The 16,933-nt window shown below is 69.0% G+C and carries 19 protein-coding genes; 16 read left to right on the forward strand and 3 right to left on the reverse strand.

Going from position 1 to position 16,933, the window contains the following annotated elements:
- The first annotated feature begins 1 nt into the window (after position 1).
- From ACSHWB_RS14315 to ACSHWB_RS14350, 8 genes are all read left to right on the forward strand, one after another.
- Positions 2 to 1,801 carry a sodium/solute symporter gene (locus ACSHWB_RS14315; RefSeq protein ID WP_439662514.1) on the forward strand — a complete coding sequence of 600 codons (1,800 nt, stop codon included), beginning with the start codon at positions 2 to 4 and terminating at the stop codon, positions 1,799 to 1,801.
- A 258-nt stretch (positions 1,802 to 2,059) separates the two neighbouring features.
- Positions 2,060 to 2,410, forward strand: a complete 351-nt coding sequence (locus ACSHWB_RS14320; RefSeq protein WP_093594893.1) for a DUF485 domain-containing protein — start codon at positions 2,060 to 2,062, stop codon at positions 2,408 to 2,410.
- The gene (locus tag ACSHWB_RS14325) at positions 2,407 to 3,999 is read left to right on the forward strand and encodes a solute symporter family protein (protein ID WP_439662515.1); all 1,593 of its coding nucleotides are present in this window, start codon (positions 2,407 to 2,409) and stop codon (positions 3,997 to 3,999) included. The genes ACSHWB_RS14320 and ACSHWB_RS14325 overlap by 4 nt, the downstream gene beginning before the upstream one ends.
- 119 nt (positions 4,000 to 4,118) lie before the next feature.
- On the forward strand, positions 4,119 to 4,613 hold the full coding sequence (locus ACSHWB_RS14330) for a SigE family RNA polymerase sigma factor (protein ID WP_439662516.1): 495 nt from the start codon (positions 4,119 to 4,121) through the stop codon (positions 4,611 to 4,613).
- A gap of 68 nt (positions 4,614 to 4,681) precedes the next feature.
- Positions 4,682 to 5,503, forward strand: coding sequence for a hypothetical protein (locus tag ACSHWB_RS14335; protein ID WP_439662517.1), 822 nt, complete (start codon positions 4,682 to 4,684; stop codon positions 5,501 to 5,503).
- A gap of 59 nt (positions 5,504 to 5,562) precedes the next feature.
- Positions 5,563 to 5,901 (forward strand): rhodanese-like domain-containing protein, encoded by a 339-nt coding sequence (locus ACSHWB_RS14340; protein ID WP_439662518.1) that lies wholly within the window; start codon positions 5,563 to 5,565, stop codon positions 5,899 to 5,901.
- Positions 5,902 to 5,903: 2 nt separating this feature from the next.
- Positions 5,904 to 6,809: a DUF4328 domain-containing protein gene (locus ACSHWB_RS14345; RefSeq protein ID WP_439662519.1), complete on the forward strand. Its 906-nt coding sequence runs from the start codon at positions 5,904 to 5,906 to the stop codon at positions 6,807 to 6,809.
- A 66-nt stretch (positions 6,810 to 6,875) separates the two neighbouring features.
- A complete protein-coding gene (locus ACSHWB_RS14350) occupies positions 6,876 to 7,886 on the forward strand; it encodes a glycerophosphodiester phosphodiesterase (RefSeq protein WP_439662520.1) in 1,011 nt (336 codons plus the stop codon).
- 4 nt (positions 7,887 to 7,890) lie between these two features.
- On the opposite strand, the gene ACSHWB_RS14355 is transcribed toward ACSHWB_RS14350, so the two are convergent.
- Positions 7,891 to 9,078 carry a cytochrome P450 gene (locus ACSHWB_RS14355; protein ID WP_439662521.1) on the reverse strand — a complete coding sequence of 396 codons (1,188 nt, stop codon included), beginning with the start codon at positions 9,076 to 9,078 and terminating at the stop codon, positions 7,891 to 7,893.
- 89 nt (positions 9,079 to 9,167) lie between these two features.
- Here ACSHWB_RS14355 and ACSHWB_RS14360 point away from each other — a divergent pair, with 89 nt between their 5' ends.
- From ACSHWB_RS14360 to ACSHWB_RS14395, 8 genes are all read left to right on the forward strand, one after another.
- Entirely contained in the window at positions 9,168 to 9,908 is a 741-nt protein-coding gene (locus ACSHWB_RS14360; RefSeq protein WP_439662522.1) for a glycerophosphodiester phosphodiesterase, read from the forward strand.
- A gap of 27 nt (positions 9,909 to 9,935) precedes the next feature.
- Positions 9,936 to 10,871, forward strand: a complete 936-nt coding sequence (locus ACSHWB_RS14365) for a DUF5926 family protein (protein ID WP_439662523.1) — start codon at positions 9,936 to 9,938, stop codon at positions 10,869 to 10,871.
- A 38-nt stretch (positions 10,872 to 10,909) separates the two neighbouring features.
- Positions 10,910 to 11,245: a DUF952 domain-containing protein gene (locus tag ACSHWB_RS14370; protein ID WP_439662524.1), complete on the forward strand. Its 336-nt coding sequence runs from the start codon at positions 10,910 to 10,912 to the stop codon at positions 11,243 to 11,245.
- A 171-nt stretch (positions 11,246 to 11,416) separates the two neighbouring features.
- On the forward strand, positions 11,417 to 11,857 hold the full coding sequence (locus ACSHWB_RS14375; protein WP_439664595.1) for a SigE family RNA polymerase sigma factor: 441 nt from the start codon (positions 11,417 to 11,419) through the stop codon (positions 11,855 to 11,857).
- A gap of 2 nt (positions 11,858 to 11,859) precedes the next feature.
- A complete protein-coding gene (locus ACSHWB_RS14380) occupies positions 11,860 to 12,672 on the forward strand; it encodes a hypothetical protein (protein ID WP_439662525.1) in 813 nt (270 codons plus the stop codon).
- 74 nt (positions 12,673 to 12,746) lie between these two features.
- Complete coding sequence (locus tag ACSHWB_RS14385) at positions 12,747 to 13,352, forward strand: hypothetical protein (protein ID WP_439662526.1); 606 nt, start codon at positions 12,747 to 12,749, stop codon at positions 13,350 to 13,352.
- Positions 13,353 to 13,434: 82 nt separating this feature from the next.
- Positions 13,435 to 13,842, forward strand: coding sequence for a YciI family protein (locus tag ACSHWB_RS14390; protein WP_439662527.1), 408 nt, complete (start codon positions 13,435 to 13,437; stop codon positions 13,840 to 13,842).
- Positions 13,843 to 13,845: 3 nt separating this feature from the next.
- Positions 13,846 to 14,979: an RNA polymerase sigma factor gene (locus ACSHWB_RS14395; protein WP_439662528.1), complete on the forward strand. Its 1,134-nt coding sequence runs from the start codon at positions 13,846 to 13,848 to the stop codon at positions 14,977 to 14,979.
- A gap of 66 nt (positions 14,980 to 15,045) precedes the next feature.
- Here the strand turns inward: ACSHWB_RS14395 and ACSHWB_RS14400 are convergent, their stop codons facing one another.
- The gene (locus ACSHWB_RS14400) at positions 15,046 to 15,606 is read right to left on the reverse strand and encodes a ferritin (protein WP_439662529.1); all 561 of its coding nucleotides are present in this window, start codon (positions 15,604 to 15,606) and stop codon (positions 15,046 to 15,048) included.
- 99 nt (positions 15,607 to 15,705) lie between these two features.
- Positions 15,706 to 16,893, reverse strand: a complete 1,188-nt coding sequence (locus tag ACSHWB_RS14405) for an arginine deiminase (RefSeq protein ID WP_439664596.1) — start codon at positions 16,891 to 16,893, stop codon at positions 15,706 to 15,708.
- Between the last annotated feature and the right edge of the window lie 40 nt (positions 16,894 to 16,933).

Consider the following 16,933-nt stretch of genomic DNA (forward strand, 5'->3'; position numbering starts at 1 on the left):
CGTGAACGCCACCATCTACAGCCTCAGCGCCATCGTCGCCGTTGCGGGCGTGACGTTCCTCCTCGGCTATGTCGGCTCGCGCAAGGCGAACACCACCCCGGACTTCCTGGTGGCGCGCCGCGCGATCCCCGCCACCCGCAACGCCGCCGCGATCTCCGGCGAGTACCTGTCCGCCGCGTCGTTCCTCGGCGTTGCCGGGCTCGTGCTCAAGGACGGCGTCGACGCGCTCTGGTACCCGGTCGGCTTCACCGCCGGCTACCTCGCGCTGCTGCTGTTCGTCGCCGCGCCGCTGCGGCGGTCGGGCGCCTACACGCTGCCGGACTTCGCGGAGGCCCGGCTGGGATCGGCGAACGTGCGGCACTTCAGCACGTTCTTCGTGGTGTGCATCGGCGTGCTGTACCTGGTGCCGCAGCTGCAGTCCGCGGGTCTGACGCTGACCACGATCACCGGCCTGCCCGCGTGGTTCGGCGGCCTGATCGTCACGGCCATCGTGGTGATCAACGTGCTGGGCGGCGGCATGCGCGCGATCACGCTCGTGCAGGCGTTCCAGTACTGGGGCAAGCTCTTCGCGATCGCCGCGCCCACGTTCGTGCTCTTCGTGGTGTTCCTGGCCTCTCCCGACCGCGGCACGCAGCCGCTGGGCGACGACGGCGTGATCAGGTTCCCGCAGGCCGAGAAGATCACCGTGGCCGAGCAGGTCGTGAAGGTCCGCGTCGACGAGCCGCTGACACTGCGGGTGAGCGGCCAGATCGACGGCAGGGACGCGGACGGACGGGTGTTCTGGGGCCGCGGCGTCTACGAGCTGAGCCCCGGCACGACGCTTGAGTTCACCGCGGGCAGCCCGGTGCCGGTGGTCGAGGGCTCGCCGACGACGAACCGCGACTGGTCGCGCCCGCAGACCGGCGGCATCTCCGAGCTGATCAGGACGTACTCGCTGATCTTCGCGACGTTCCTCGGCACGATGGGCCTGCCGCACGTCCTGGTGCGCTTCTACACCAACCCGGACGGCAAGGCGGCCCGCCGCACGGCGTTGCACGTGCTCTACCTGCTGGGCCTGTTCTACATCTTCCCGACGGCGCTGGGCGTGCTGTCGAAGCTCTACCTGCCCCAGCTGCTGGTGAACGGGAAGACGGACGCGGCGGTGCTGATGCTGCCGGAGACGATGATGCCGAACCTGGGCGGCCAGATCGTCGGCGCGATCGTCGCGGCGGGTGCGTTCGCGGCCTTCCTGTCGACGTCCTCCGGGCTCGTCGTGTCGGTCGCCGGGGTCGTCTCGACGGACATCCTGCCGGGCAAGGTTCGTGACTTCCGGTGGGCAACTGTGTTCACAGGTTTCGTCGCAATCGGTCTTGCGCTGCTGTTGCCGCGCTCGGATGCGTCACTGACCGTGGCCATGTCGTTCGCGTTGGCGGCGTCGACGTTCTGCCCGCTTCTGGTCCTCGGCATCTGGTGGCGCGGACTCACATGGGTGGGCGCCGTCTGCGGGCTCGTGGTCGGCGGCGGCTTGGTCATCAGCGCTCAGGTCGTGAGCGTCGTGAGCTCGTACACCGGCCGCTGGGCGCCGGCGTTCATCACCCAACCTGCTCTGATCACGGTGCCTGTCGCGTTCATCGTCATGATCATGGTCAGCAAGGCGACCCGCAGACGCGTGCCCGTGGACGTCAGCCAGATCCTGCTCCGGCTGCACGCGCCGGACCCGCTGGGCTTCATCCAGGACCGCGACATCGCCCGCTTCGGGACCGCGGAGGAGAAGGCCCGTCAGGCCGAGGACAAGCGCAGGGGAGCTGGTCGAACACGGTGAGTAGCCACCGTTTCAAATGGGTGAAAATTGGTCACTCGAATCGGTGAACGGTGATTCCGGTCACGGAGAGTGCAGCTCGTCTACGCATACTGACCGTTCGTCGCATCACCCGACTGCTGAGCGCAACGGCACGAACGGGGTCTTACCTGAGTGACTCAAGTCTCCATACGGTTCCTGACCAAGAACAGACCGCACCTGGAGGCATTACGTGCACGTCACGTTGCTGACACCTACGACGAGTACCGCGAGGAGGGGACTGTGAGCAGCGTTGAACACACCCCGTCTGAGTCGTCCCCAGAAGCACAAAAGTGGGTCGACGTCCAAGCCAGCGATGACTTCGCGGAGCTGAAGCATCGACTGCGCAAGTTCGTATTCCCCGTCTCCGGCCTGTTCCTCGCGTGGTACCTGCTGTACGTGCTGCTCGCGGACTACGCGCACGGCTTCATGTCCACCAAGGTGTTCGGCAACATCAACGTCGGGCTCATCTTCGGCCTGCTGCAGTTCGTGTCGACGTTCGTCATCACGACGCTGTACGTGCGGCACGCGAACAAGAACCTCGACCCGCTGGCGGAGAAGCTCCGCAACGAGATCGAGGGAGACGGCAAGTGAACGAGTCCAGCCCGATCCTCAACATCAGCATCTTCGGTGTCTTCGTCCTGATCACGCTGTTCGTGGTCATCCGGGCGAGCCGCAACACCAAGACCGCTGCCGACTACCTCGCCGCGGGTCGCGCGTTCACCGGCCCGCAGAACGGCATCGCGATCGCGGGTGACTACCTGTCCGCGGCGTCGTTCCTCGGCATCGCGGGCGCCATCGCCCTCAACGGCTACGACGGCTTCCTGTACTCGATCGGCTTCCTGGTGGCGTGGCTCATCGCGCTGCTGCTGGTCGCCGAGCTGCTGCGCAACACCGGCAAGTACACGATGGGCGACGTGCTGAGCTTCCGGATGCGCCAGCGTCCGGTCCGCGCCGCCGCCGCCACGTCGACGATGGCCGTCTCGTTCTTCTACCTGCTGGCCCAGATGGCCGGTGCCGGTGGTCTCGTCGCCCTGCTGCTCGGCATCACGGGCACCGGTGGCCAGGCCCTCGTCATCGCCGTGGTCGGCGCCCTGATGATCGCCTACGTCCTCATCGGCGGCATGAAGGGCACCACCTGGGTGCAGATCATCAAGGCGGTCCTGCTGATCGCCGGTGCCGGCATCATGACCGTCTGGGTGCTCGGCAAGTACGGCTTCAACCTCTCCTCCCTGCTCGGCGCCGCGGTCGACAACGCGCCGAAGGCGGGGGAGAAGCTCCTCGGCCCCGGTCTGCAGTACGGCAAGACCGGCACCAGCAAGCTGGACTTCCTCTCGCTGGCGCTGGCCCTGGTGCTCGGCACCGCGGGTCTGCCGCACATCCTGATGCGCTTCTACACCGTGCCGACGGCGAAGGAAGCCCGTCGCTCGGTCGTGTGGGCGATCTGGCTGATCGGCATCTTCTACCTGTTCACCCTGGTCCTGGGCTACGGCGCCGGTGCGCTCGTCGGTCCGGACACGATCAACGCGGCACCCGGCAAGGCCAACTCGGCCGCTCCGCTGCTCGCGCTGGAACTGGGTGGCCCGATCCTGCTCGGCCTGATCGCGGCGGTCGCGTTCGCGACGATCCTCGCTGTCGTGGCCGGTCTGACGATCACCGCGTCGGCGTCGTTCGCCCACGACATCTACGCCAACATCATCAAGAAGGGCAAGGAGGAGGACAAGGACTCCGAGGTCAAGGTCGCCCGCCTCACCGCGGTCGTCATCGGTCTGGTGTCCATCGGCGGTGGCATCATCGCCAACGGCCAGAACATCGCGTTCCTCGTGGCACTGGCCTTCGCGGTCGCCGCCTCGGCGAACCTGCCGACGATCCTCTACTCGCTGTTCTGGAAGAGGTTCAACACCTCCGGCGCGCTGTGGAGCATCTACGGCGGCCTGATCGTGACGATCACTCTGATCATCCTGTCGCCCGCCGTCTCCGGCACGCCGACCTCGATGTTCAAGAACGCCGACTTCGACCTGTTCCCGCTGTCGAACCCCGGCATCGTCTCGATCCCCGTCGCGTTCCTGCTCGGTTACGTCGGCACGATCCTGTCGAAGGACAAGGCCGACCCGGTCAAGCAGGCCGAGATGGAGGTCCGCTCCCTCACCGGTGCGGGCGCCGAGAAGGCCATCGCGCACTAGCTGTTGCTCGAAGAGAACGGGCCGTCCCTTCGCGGGGGCGGCCCGTTTTTCGTGTGTGCAACCCTGGCGGCGCCGTCCGCGTATTGACTGCGAACGCGGCACGAGCTTGGGGGACCGGAGTGCGACGAGACGAGGAGTTCTCGGAGTTCTTCACGAGCAGATTCGACTGGGCGCGGCGCACGGCGTACGCGTTGTGCGGCGACTGGTCGGAAGCGGAAGAACTCGCGCAGAACGCCTTCGTGAAGGCGTATGCGAAATGGCCGAGCATCAGGCGGGAAACGGCGGAGGGGTACGTCCGCACCATCGTGACCCGTCTGTTCCTCGACAGCAGGCGTCGTGGCCGCGAGCGCGAACGCCCTGTCGCCGACCTGCCGGAACGCGGTGTCGGCGGTGGTTTCTCCGATCCCGACGCCAAGCTCACCGCGGCGCTGCAACAGGTGGGACCGAAACAGCGAGCGGCACTTGTGCTGCGTTTCGTGCACGACCTGTCGATCGAACAGACGGCCGCCGAGCTCGGCTGTTCGGTGGGCAACGTCAAAAGTCAGACAGCCAGGGGTTTGGCGACGCTCCGCGAGGCGTACGGCGAACCGGTCAACTCGGAGTGTGGTCGATGAACATCGAAGACGAGCTGCGCGGAGCTCTTGACGTCTCTGCTCCGCCTCCAACGACAACCTTGGACCACGTGCTCAAGCGTGGTCGCCGCCGGGTGCTCGCCCAGCGCGCCGGCGCGGTGCTCGGGGTGTTCGCGGTGGTCGCCGGCATCGGGTTCAGCGCGGCGACGCTGAACAGCGCCGCGCCGCAGGCGCCGGCGGACGGGCCGAACGAAGGTCCGGCCACCGTGGAACACGCACTGGGCTGGCCCAGGGTCGACGCCCCGCCGCAGATTCCGTACCGGACGTGGGAGCCCGCGTCGACCGCGCCCCCACCCGCGGGCCGTCCCGTGGTCGACATCCCTCTGTGCAACCAGAAGGCGCCGCTGCAACCGCGGTTGGTGGACCTCGGCGCGCGGCAGTTCGACCCCGAGACCGTTGCCGCGTGGCTCGACCAGGCGAGGAAGGTGTTGCCGGAGGTCACCATCGGCGCCGCGACGCCCAACCCGACGCACACCAGCTACGAGGCCGACGTGTCCGACTCCCGCGGCACCGGCAGCATCAGGATCACCCTCGCCAGGTTCACCGGCACCCCGCTGGAGAACGCGAACGACGCGCTGTGGGAGACCGGTGACTGCGAGCCCGCTCAGCGGCTCGTCCTCAACGGCTCGGTCGTGCAGTTGCACGGCGTGCGGCCGTACGAGCCGTTCCAGTCGCTGGTGCAGGTGTTGCGGGTGTACCACTACGACAACACGTTGATTCAGCTCGAACTGCGCAACTTCGGCAGCCCGGACGTGCGTCCTGACCCGAAGCAGCCAGGTTTCTGGGAACGTTTCGGAGCCGGGCGCGCCACACTGCCGTTGACCGAGGAGCAGTTCGCGAGGCTCGGGCCAGCCATCGCGGGGGTGGCCTGAGGGTGTCCCGTGCCGGAGGTTCACGTCCGTGCAACCTCCGGCATGGGAACATCTACGGCGTGACTGTTCCAAGCGTGGAGATCGCCGCCGTGCCGGCGCAGCTGCCCGAGGGCGCCGTTCTGCTGGACGTGCGTGAGCAGGACGAGTGGGACGCCGGCCACGCACCCGGCGCGCTGCACGTCCCGATGAGCGAGATCGGTGCCCGGCTCGAAGAGGTGCCGAACGACGTGCAGCTCTACGTCGTGTGCCGCGCCGGTGGCCGTTCCGCCCGCGTGACCCAGTACCTCAACGAGAACGGCTGGGAGGCCGTCAACGTCGAGGGCGGCATGCAGCACTGGGAGGCCGCCGGGCGTCCGCTCGAGGGCGGCGTCGACGGCATGGAACCCGAGGTCATCTGATCGTGCAGCCGCTGCAGCCGATGCGCGTGGACTGGGTGGCGACCCCGCCACCCGGTGCGTACCCGCAGCCGTCGCACCGGTCGCAGCGACTGACCTACGGCGGTCCGCCGCACTACCCGGTCCCGCCGCGCTGGGGCTTCCCGCTGCTGGCGTGGCGCTGGCCCACGGCCGTTCCCGGCGCGGTCGAGCAGGCCGACTCGGTCGACGGCGTGCGCAGGCTGGGCCGCACCGCGCAGAACGCGCTGTGGCTGCTCGCCGTCGTCGCCGTCTGGGGCGCGGGCTCGGAGATCTGGCGTTACGTGCTGGTCGCGCTGAGCAGGTTCGGCGCGTTGTCGGCCGGCGTCGTGAGCGCGTCGGACGCCCTGGTGGTGTCCTCGTCGGCGATCACGATCACCGGCTGCTTCCTGGCGCTGATCCTCTCGATGCTGTGGGTGCGGCGCGCGCGGAACGTGGCCGCCACGCTCGTGGGCTACGGGCCGTCGCGCTCGGACCGCGACGTGCTGATCGGCCTGATCGTGCCCGGCGTGAACCTCGTGGTCCCCGGCTCGGTGCTCGCCGAGCTCGAACACGCGGTGGCCCGCAGGCCCGCCGACGAACGCCCCCACCCGTCGAAGCTCCTGCGCTGGTGGTGGGGCCTCTGGGCAGGCTCGGGGCTGATGGTCGTGATCGTGGTCCTGTGGTCGTTCCGGTCCAGCACCCAGGCCCTCGCGGACGGCGTCCTGCTGCACGCGTTCGCCGACCTGCTGCTCGCCGGTGTCGCCGTGACGTCGGCACTGGTCGTCCGCCGCATCACCACGCTGCTGCTGCCGGTGGACGCCGCGTCCGTGCGGCTGTTGCGCGTGGTGGAGGTCAAGGACGCCCCGGCACCGCCGCTGCGCTCGGTCCGCGCGTCCGGCTCGCCCCGCTGATCTGTTCAGGCGACGTTCGTCCCGGCGGACCTTCCGGCTTCGCGCGGCGAGTGCCAGGTTGGACGAATGCGGACACTCATCGGGGCTCTGGTGATCGCAATGGTCACTCCAGGCGTCGCCCAGGCACACCACCGGGAATTCGACCTCCAGGCGCACCGCGGCGGCATCGGCCTGACCGTGGAGAGCACGCTCAAGGCGTTCGGCAAGGCGCTCGAGCTCGGCGTGACGACCCTGGAGCTCGACCTGCAGATCACCCGTGACGGCCGCGAGGTCATCACCCACGACCGCAGGACGAACCCGGCGAAGTGCCTCGACACCGCGCCCGCGTTCCCCGGCGACCCCGAGTTCCCCTACGCGGGCAAGTACGTGAAGGACCTGACGTTCGCCCAGGTGCGGACCCTGGACTGCGGCAGCACCAGGTGGTCGCAGTACCCGGACCAGGAACTCTCGCCAGGCGCCCGCATGCCCACGCTGGACGAGCTGTTCGACCTCGCGCGCAAGCACCGCGCGTGGGGCATCCGCTTCAACATCGAGACCAAGGTAGAAGCCGCCGCACCGCACGAGACCGCGCCACGCGAACAGTTCGTGCAGCGCGCCGTCCGTGAGATCCGCCGCTCGGGCTTCATGTCGAACGTGACCGTCCAGTCCTTCGACTGGGGCACCTTGATGCGGCTGCGCGAGGTCGAGCCGCGCATCCCGGTGGTGGCGCTGACCCAGCCGGAGATGCTGCGGCCCGGCTCGCCGTGGACGGGCGGTCTCGAGCTCGCCGACTTCGGCGGCAGCGTCGCGAAGATGGCGAAGAGCTTTGGAGCGTCAGCGCTTTCGCCGGTGCACGGCAACCCGCAGGGCGGCAAGGTCGGCGACCCGGACTACGTGCCGTTCACGACGAAGGCGCTGGTGCAGGACGCGCATCGGCAGGGGCTCAAGGTGATCCCGTGGACCACCAACGATCCCGCCACCATGAACAAGCTGATCGACGACGGGGTGGACGGGATCATCACCGACTACCCTGACCGGCTGCGGAAGGTGCTGAAGGAGCGCGGTTTCAAGCTCCCCCAGCGCTATCCGCGGCGTTAGCCGGTCAGGCTCCGTCGCCGAGGGGCAGCGAGTGCAGCCCCCGGATCACGAACTCCGCCCGCCGGTTGGGTTCCTCGGCCAGCACCACCCCTGGCAGCTTGCGGTGCAACGACGACAGCGCCGCCTCCACCTCGATCCGGGCCAGCGGCGCGCCCAGGCAGTAGTGGATGCCCATGCCGAACCCGAGGTGCTGGTTCTTCTCGCGGCCGATGTCCAGCACGTCCGGGCTCTCGAACACCAGCGGGTCGCGGGCGGCCGCGCCGAGCAGGGCCGCGATCTTCTCGCCGGGCTGGATGACGTGGCCGGCGATCTCCACGCGTTCGGTGGCGGTGCGTTCGAAGAGCTGCAACGGCGAGTCGTAGCGGATGAGCTCCTCGACGGCCGTGGGCATGAGCTCAGGCGAGAGGCGTTCCCACTGCGAGCGGTGCTGCATCAGGGCGTAGACGCCGTTGCCGATGACGTTGACCGTGGCCTCGTGGCCCGCCATCAGCAGAAGCACGGCGGTGGCGACGAGTTCGTCCTCGGTGAGTCTCGCGCCGTCGGTGTCGGTGACGGCGACGAGGTCCGACACGAGGTCGGTGCCGGGGGAGACGCGGCGCAGCGCGACCAGTTCGCGCAGGTAGGCGACGAACTCGGTGGCGGCGCGTTCGGCCAGGGCCTGCTGGTCGGCGGGCAGGCCGTACTCGTACATCTTCACGATGGCGTTCGACCACGGCTGGAGCAGGTGGCGGTCCTCGCCGGGCACGCCGAGCAGCTCGGCGATCACCTCGACCGGCAGGGGCGCGGCCACGTGGGCGAGCAGATCGGCCTGGCCCTGGTCCTTGATCTTCTCGGCCAGTTCGTCGACGAGCTTGTCGGCGAGGTCGGCCACCCACGGGCGCAGGCGTTCGATGTGGCCGCGGCCGAACGCGGCGGCGACCAGGCGGCGCAGGCGGGTGTGGGTGGGCGGCTCGTTCTCCAGCATCGAGTTGCGGTGCAGGAGGTTGAACGCCATGAACTGCTCGACCGGCTTCGCGTCCGACCAGATCCGGCCCAGCGAGCGGTGCCGCAGGACGGCGGAGCAGGCGGCGTGCGAGACGGCGACCGCGACGCCCAGCTGCTCGTGGTGATGCACCTCACCGGCCTCGCGCAGGGCGGCGAAGGCCGGGTACGGGTCGGCGATGAACGCGGGATCACGCTGGTCGAACGTCACAAGGCGGGACGGTAAGTCGCGAACCGCGATTCGTCCACGTGCATTTGATTGATGACTCAAATTGTTGCGCAGGAACTATCGTTCGGTGTGTGCAGCAGCCTGCGATCGTCGCGCACCGTGGCGCGTCCACCGACCGTCCCGAGCACACCATCGGTGCCTACGAGCTCGCGCTCAAAGAAGGCGCGGACGGTCTTGAGTGCGACATCCGCCTGTCGAGGGACGGCGAGCTCGTGTGTGTGCACGACCGCACGCTCGCCCGCACGTCGAACGGCCGCGGCACGGTCAGCGCGCTCACGCTCAGCGAACTGCAGAAGTTCGACTACGGCAGCTGGCACTCGCACGGTCAGCCGGCCGAGCTGCTGCTGCTCGACCAGCTGCTGGAGCTGGTCAAGGGCACGAACGTGCAGCTCTTCGTCGAGACCAAGCACCCGGTCCGGTACCGCAACGAGGTCGAACGCAAGCTCGCCGAGGCGTTGAAGAGGCACGGCCTCACCAGCCAGATCGTCATGATGTCGTTCTCGCCGACCGCGGTGAAGGCGTTCCGCGAGCAGGCGCCGGACATCCGCACGGTGCTGCTCCTCGACCGGCTGGGCCGGTACCGCGCGGGCGCGCTGCCGTCGTTCGCCGACTACACCGGGCCGGGCGTGCACCTGCTGCGCAACGACCCCGGTTACGTCGATCGGGCACGCAAGGCAGGTCATGAGACGTACGTGTGGACGGTCGACGGCGCCGAGGACGTCGCGCTGTGCCGTGACCTGGGGGTCCGCTACCTCGCGACCAATGCCCCGGCGAACACCCGCCGCCTGCTGACGGCTAATTTGGCGACCTAGACAAGCCTGAGCACGAGGAGGGCCAAGGTGGCCAAGCGGACCGCGGTCAAGGACGCACCGAAGGACGGGATCAACCCCAAGCAGCCCTGCCCGTGCGGCTCCGGCAAGCGCTACAAGGCCTGCCACGGCGCACCCGGCGGTGCGACGGACGTGATCGTGTCCCGGCCGTTCGAGGGCCTGGCCGCCGAGTGCGAGCTGATCGCCCTGCGCGAGTTCGTGCCGTCGGCGATCGTGAAGCTGCCGGTCAAGGACGGCCGCGAGGTCACGCTCGCCACCGTGCTGCCGATGGCCGCCGCCGGGCTGATCCGCGGCGACGACGTGCCGTTCGTGGGCCTGCAGGTGCAGACGCGCTCCGGTGACATCAGCCGGGACCTGGCGCGGGCGCTGCAGTGGGCGCAGCAGGCGAAGACCGGTGACGTGCTGCCCGTCGTCGGCCCGGACGCCGGTGAGGACCCCGGTCGTCTGCAGGACCTGCTCGACGTCGACGCCGACATCACCCCCGTGCTGCACACCGACTTCATCTGGTGGATGCCGGAGGGCACCGAGCCGACCGGTGACGTGGCGCTGTCCCTGGAGCGGGCGAACGCGGCGATCCTGCCGACCGAACGCCTCGACGCCCCCGGCGTGAAGGCCGCCTACTGGGTCGACGCGGGCGACAAGGCGCACCTGCGCTGGGTCCGCCCTGAGCCCGAGGAGAAGCTGCTGCCCGCGATGGCCCGCCTGGCCGCCCGTGGCGAGCTCGACCTCGGCGAGGGCTCCCGGTACGCCGGGTCGTTCCGCGCGCACGGCCTGCTGGTGCCGGTCTGGGACCTCGACCGCGAGATGCACGCCCGCGAGTGGGCGGAGCCGGCCGAGGCACTGGGCAAGCGCCTGCTGGAGGCACTGGCCTCCGACGAGCCGCTGTCCGACGCCGAGCGCCGTGCCAGGGACGGCCTGCGCGGTCGTCAGATCACGCTGCGATGACCCTGTCCACAGGGTTGTCCACAGGGAGTTGTGGATAAGTGCTGCTGCACATCATCTCGACGGCCGACTGGGCAGCTGCCCGGTCGGCCGGTTCGATCGCGCCCGCCGGCGAGGACTTCGTGCACTGCTCCGATCGGGGCGTCGTGCACGTGACGGCCGGCAAGTTCTTCCACGGGCAGAGCGGGCTGTTGCTGCTCGTCATCGACCCGAAGCAGCTCGACGTGCCGGTGCGCTGGGAGGCCGTGCCGGACTCGCCGCTGTGGTTCCCGCACGTGTACGGCCGGATCCCGGTCGCGGCGGTGCTGGAGGTCCACGACTTTCCATGCGAGCCTGATGGTTCGTTCGTTCTGCCGGAAGCTGTCGCAATTCTGTGATTCGGTAGGGCAACCGTTCGGTGCACGGGGGCGTGGTCTTCTCGAAGCCAGTTCGCTGGTTCGGGGAGGGGGTGTGCCGTGACGGCGGTGCTGAGACTGGAGTTGGCCGCCGAAAGCGGCCGGGGGAGAGCGGAAGCCGTGGGGGACTTCGCGGAGTTCGTGCGCGTGTCGATGCCCGGACTTCTGCGGTACGGCCACGCGCTGACCGGAAATCCGCACGACGCGTCCGACCTCGTCCAGTCGGTGCTGGAGAAGGTCGGCTCGCGCTGGGCAGCCGTGCAACGCAAGGGTGACGACCCGCTCGCCTACGTCCGCAGGGCGATGGCCAACACGCACATCAGCATCTGGCGGCGCCGTCGCCGCGAGAGCCTCGTGGCGGAGCTCCCCGACTCCGGTGCCGTGCCCCCCGAGCTGAGCAGGCTCGACAACGAGCCGCTCTGGCAGGCGCTGCGGGAGCTGCCACCGCGGCAGCGCGCGGTCGTCGTGCTCCGCTACTACGAGAACCTCTCCGAGGCTGAGATCGCGCACGCGCTCGGAATCTCGTGCGGCACGGTGAAGAGCCAGAACAGCAAGGCGATGGCGAGTCTGCGGACACGCCTGGGAAAGGACTGACCGTGGACGACCTCGACGACGAGCTGCGCAGGCTCTTCAGCGACGAGCGGCTGGACGTCCACGTGACTCCGGACGTGGACTCGGTCGTCCGCGGAGCGCACCGCCGGCGCCGCCGACGCGTCGCCGTGGCCGGCGCTTTCGGCGTGGTGGCCATGGCGGGGGTGGGACTCGGCCTGGCCGACCTCCGCCTGCCGAACCCCGACGAACTGGCCGGTCCGACCCTGCCGACCTCCTCGTACGGCCCCTCGACGACCCAGCCTCCCGTCTCGACCAGCACGTACGTCTCGACCCAGACCGTCACCGTCAACCCGCCGCCCACCTCCAACGGTGGCGGCAACAACACCAACCCCGACGCCGGTCCCGGGACCACGGGCAAGAAGTCCTCGAACCCGCCGCCGCCCCCCACTCCGCAGACGCAGGCAGGCCGCTTCGGGAGCCTCGAGCTGGGGATGTCGGAGGCGGCCGCGCTGAAGACCGGGGCGCTGGTCGAGCCGAGCAGTCCCGCCGACCAGGAGAACCGGTGCAAGGGGTACGCCACGACCGCGGTGCCCGACTCCAACGCCGTGATCATCTCTCCGGTGAAGGGACTCGTGCGGATCACGCTCGCGACCGCCGTCAAGACACCCAACCGCGTGGGTGCCGGTTCCACGCTCGAAGCCGTGAAGACCGCTTATCCGAATGCCGTGCAGAATGGTTCCACTTTGGTCGCGCCGATGGCGGCGACGCCTAAGTGGTCGTACGTCTTCGAGAATGACGGTGTGACGGTGACCGTGGTCCGGATGCGCCTTGCCGATAACGACTGCGCAACGGCCTGACCAGCTTCGGAGCGCCTCGCAACCTCCTTGTGACGCCGACGTCCTAAGAGTGTCGGAATCAAGGGGGAGCCGAAATGAAGAACGCACTCAGAATCGCATTCGCGGTCGCTTTCACCACGGTCGGAATCGCCGCGTGCACGTCCACGCCAGAGGCGCCGCAGAACACCGCGCCCATTACTTCGGAAACGCCGCCCGCGTCGCCGTCGGTCACGGTCGTCACGACGGTCACGACCGTCACCGTCACCAACCCGGCACCGCCAGAGGCCTTCGTCGACACCGACAGCCGCCTCGGCTACGGCTCGCTCAAGCTGGGCATGACCGCCGACGAGGCGATCGCCGCCGGGTTGAAGGGCGTGAGCTGGGGGCCGAACGGGGAGGGCACCTGCACGATCGCCGAGAACGTCGCGCTCTCCAAGAAGTACGGCGTCGAGCGGATCACCCTGCCCGAGGGGGCGAAGACGTCGAAGGGGATCGGCGTCGGCTCGACCGTGGCCGACGTGAAGAGGGCCTATCCGGACGCCGTGACCTCCAGCCGCGGTTACGTGGCGAGTCTGGGTGACGCCGGTGTCTACACGTTCTCGGTCATGTCCAAGCTGAACGGGCCTTTCACCGACGTCGACGAGGTCCTGGCCGTCAAGCTCATCTCGAAGAAGCTGGATTGCCCGAACGCCGCGCTCTGATGTCGAGAAGGGCGTTTCGGCTCCGTCCCAGGGGTGAACGCGGCCAGGACAGGTCGCAAGAGGACTGAGGGAGAACTCCGAGATGGCCAAGTACCTGCTGCTCAAGCACTACCGCGGCGCCCCTGCGGCGGTGAACGACGTGATGATGGACCAGTGGTCTCCCGAAGAGATCACGGCCCACATCCAGTACATGAACGACTTCGCCGACAAGCTCCGGACCACCGGTGAGTTCGTCGACGAGCGGGCGCTCGCGCAGGAGGGCACCTGGGTCCGGTACGACGGCGAGGGCAGGCCACCGGTCACCGACGGTCCGTTCGCGGAGACGAAGGACCTCATTGCCGGCTGGATGATCATCGACACCGACACCTACGAGCGCGCGCTCGAGCTCGCGGGGGAGCTGTCGGCGGCACCGGGCAAGGACGGCAAGCCGATCCACGAGTGGCTGGAGCTGCGTCCGCTCTACGGCCACGCGCCGACGATCACGGAGTAGGACGTGGACGAGGCACTGCTCAGGAGCCTCACGCCGGCCGTGCTCGGCATCCTCGTCCGCCGCGGAGCAGACTTCGCGGCGGCCGAGGACGCCGTGCAGGACGCGCTGGTCGAGGCCGTCCGCGTGTGGCCGGAGGACCCGCCGAGGGACCCGAAGGGCTGGCTGGTCACGGCGGCCTGGCGCAAGTTCCTCGACGCCACCAGGGCGGAGACGGCGCGGCGCCGCCGTGAGGACCTCATCGACGCCGAACCGGAGCAGGGTCCCGTCCAGGACGCCGACGACACGCTGCAGCTCTACTTCCTGTGCGCGCACCCGTCGCTCACGCCGTCGTCGGCCGTCGCGCTCACGCTCAGGGCCGTCGGCGGACTGACCACGCGCCAGATCGCCCAGGCCTACCTGGTGCCGGAGGCCACGATGGCCCAGCGCATCAGCCGGGCCAAGAAGACGGTCGGCGACGTGCGGTTCGACCAGCCCGGCGACGTGGCCACCGTGCTGCGAGTGCTCTACCTGGTGTTCAACGAGGGCTACTCGGGTGACGTCGACCTGGCCGCCGAGGCCATCCGGCTCACCCGCCAGCTCGTCGCCGCGATCGACCACCCCGAGGTCGCCGGCCTGCTCGCGCTCATGCTGCTGCACCACGCCCGCCGCGCCTCCCGGACGACACCCGGCGGCAGCCTGGTGCCGCTCGCCGAGCAGGACCGCGGCAGGTGGGACACGAGGCTGATCGCCGAGGGCGTCGAGATCCTGCAGGGTGCGCTCGCCAGGGACCGGCTGGGGGAGTTCCAGGCGCAGGCGGCCATCGCGGCGCTGCACGCGGACGCGCCCGTGGCCGAGGAGACCGACTGGGTGCAGATCGTGGAGTGGTACGACGAACTGCTGGCGCTCACGAACAGTCCCGTCGTCCGGCTGAACCGCGCGGTCGCCGTGGGCGAGGCGGACGGGCCGCGCGCGGGGCTGAAAGCGTTGGCCGAACTGGACGACTCATTGCCCCGCCACACGGCCGTGGCGGCATATCTCCACGAACGTGACGGGGATCTCCGAACGGCCGCGAAGCTCTACTCGGAGGCCGCCGGGAAAGCGTCGAACCTGGCCGAGCGGGAATACCTCACCCGTCAGGCCGCGAGGCTCAACAACTGAAAAGGCTCGCCACCCGAATGGGTGGCGAGCCTTTGTGATCAGGCACTCAACCGTGCGAAGAGAAAATCAGAGCTTGCCGCCGGCGGCGGTCGGGGCGCTGGCGTCGGCACCCTCGTCGCCCACGCTCTCGCGGGTCAGGAACGTCTCCACGTAGAACATGTTGCCGTCCGCGCGGTCCATGATCGTGAGCAGCGTCTTCATCGAGGAGACCTCCTCGACCTGCTCCTTCAGGAACCACTGCATGAACTGCTCGCCGATGTAGTCGCCCTCCTCGCGGGCGGCCTTGGCCAGGCCCACGATCTGGTCGGTGACCTGCTGCTCCTGGCGCAGGGCCAGGTCGACGAGGTCACGCGGCGACTTGAACTCGTTGAACGGCGTCTCGATGCCGGGGATGGAGACGGCGATGTCGTTGTCCATGAGGAACTGCACGATCATCATCGCGTGGTTGCGCTCTTCGAGGGCCTGCTCGTAGAAGTGCGACGCGAGGCGCGGCAGGTCCTCGTTGTCGAACCACACGGCGAGCGCGATGTACTGCTGCGAAGCGGAGAACTCGTTGCCGACCTGGGCCTGCAGGAGTTCGTGGAACTTCGACTTCTTGGACAGGATCTTCTTCACGTTCGAGGCCATGCGGAGTACGTTAACCCAAAACGATCAGACTTGCATTCCAGGAAAAGCTAACCTTTGTTTGGAAAGGAGATCCAAACAAAGGTTAGGCATTCCTAACGATCACACCAATGGCGCGCGGTCGATCGGGCACGACATGCAGCGGGGTCCGCCGCGGCCGGAGCCCAGTTCCGAACCGGCGATCCGCAGCACCTCGACCCCGGCGTCCTCCAGGCGCTCGTTCGTCTCGACGTTGCGCTCGTACGCCACGACGAGGCCGGGAGCGACCGCGAGCGTGTTGTTGCCGTCGTCCCACTGCTCGCGTTCCGCGGTGACGATGTCGAGACCCGTGTCGATCACGCGCAGCCGTTCGATGCCCATCGCCTCGGCCGCCGCCTCCAGGAACGGCACGGGGCCGTCCACGCGCACGCCACCGTTGCCGTCGGCGCGCAACGGGTACGCGGTCAGCGTGTGCCTGATCGCCGGGTACATCACCACGGCGTCGCGGTCGACCATCGTGCAGACGGTGTCGAGGTGCATGGTGGCGCGTTCCTGCTCGATCGGCACCGCCAGCACCGTGTGCGCGAGACCGTCCGCGAGAGCGGAACGCGCGAACGACTCCGCACCGGCCGGGGTGGTGCGCTCGCCGACGCCGATGGCGATCACGCCCGGCGCGAGCAGCAGCACGTCGCCACCCTCCAGCGGCGCCGAGTGCGCGCCGTACGCGCGGCCCGTGCGGCGGAACCGCGGGTGGTAGGCGTAGATCAGGTCGGTCAGCGTCGTCTCGCGGTCGCGGGCGGGCAGCGCGAGCGACGTGATGGCCACGCGATCGCCGACCCAGACCGACGAGTCGCGGGTGAAGAGCAGGTTCGGCAGCGGGTCGACGGCGAAGTCGATCGGCAGGTGCATCTTGCGCACCAGCGACGCGCCCTCGGCGGCCGGCATCTCCTCGAACGTCATGCCGGTCATCAGCACCTGGGCGAGCTGTGGCGCGTCCAGCGACGTGAGGTGGCTGCGCAGCGCGTCGGCCAGGTCGATGCCCAGGCGGCGCTCGTTGACGGCGCTGTGGATGCCGGCGATGCGCGCCCGGTTGTCCTCCAGCGCCTGCACCAGCACGTCGGCCAGCAGCAGGACCTCGACGCCCTTCGAGGTCAGCGTCGCGGCGAACGCGTCGTGCTCCTCCTGGGCCCTGCCGACCCACGGCACGCCGTCGAACAGCAGCTGGTCGTTGTTGCGCGGGGTGAGCCTCTTGAGCTCGTTGCCCGGCCGGTGCAGCAGCACCGTGCGCAACGGGCCTACCTCGCTGTCCACGCGGGGCGCGGCGTCCGGGAGTGCTTCCGTCTCAGCGATC

It is taken from the genome of Lentzea sp. HUAS TT2, assembly GCF_051853195.1.
GTDB lineage: Bacteria > Actinomycetota > Actinomycetes > Mycobacteriales > Pseudonocardiaceae > Lentzea.

What these genes read in the sequence shown, in the direction of transcription:
- ACSHWB_RS14350 (WP_439662520.1), top strand. Translation starts at nt 6,876, where the DNA reads ATGCGGACACTCATCGGGGCTCTGGTGATCGCAATGGTCACTCCAGGC.
- ACSHWB_RS14375 (WP_439664595.1), top strand. Translation starts at nt 11,417, where the DNA reads ATGCCCGGACTTCTGCGGTACGGCCACGCGCTGACCGGAAATCCGCAC.
- ACSHWB_RS14385 (WP_439662526.1), top strand. Translation starts at nt 12,747, where the DNA reads ATGAAGAACGCACTCAGAATCGCATTCGCGGTCGCTTTCACCACGGTC.
- ACSHWB_RS14390 (WP_439662527.1), top strand. Translation starts at nt 13,435, where the DNA reads ATGGCCAAGTACCTGCTGCTCAAGCACTACCGCGGCGCCCCTGCGGCG.
- ACSHWB_RS14400 (WP_439662529.1), bottom strand. Translation starts at nt 15,606, where the DNA reads ATGGCCTCGAACGTGAAGAAGATCCTGTCCAAGAAGTCGAAGTTCCAC.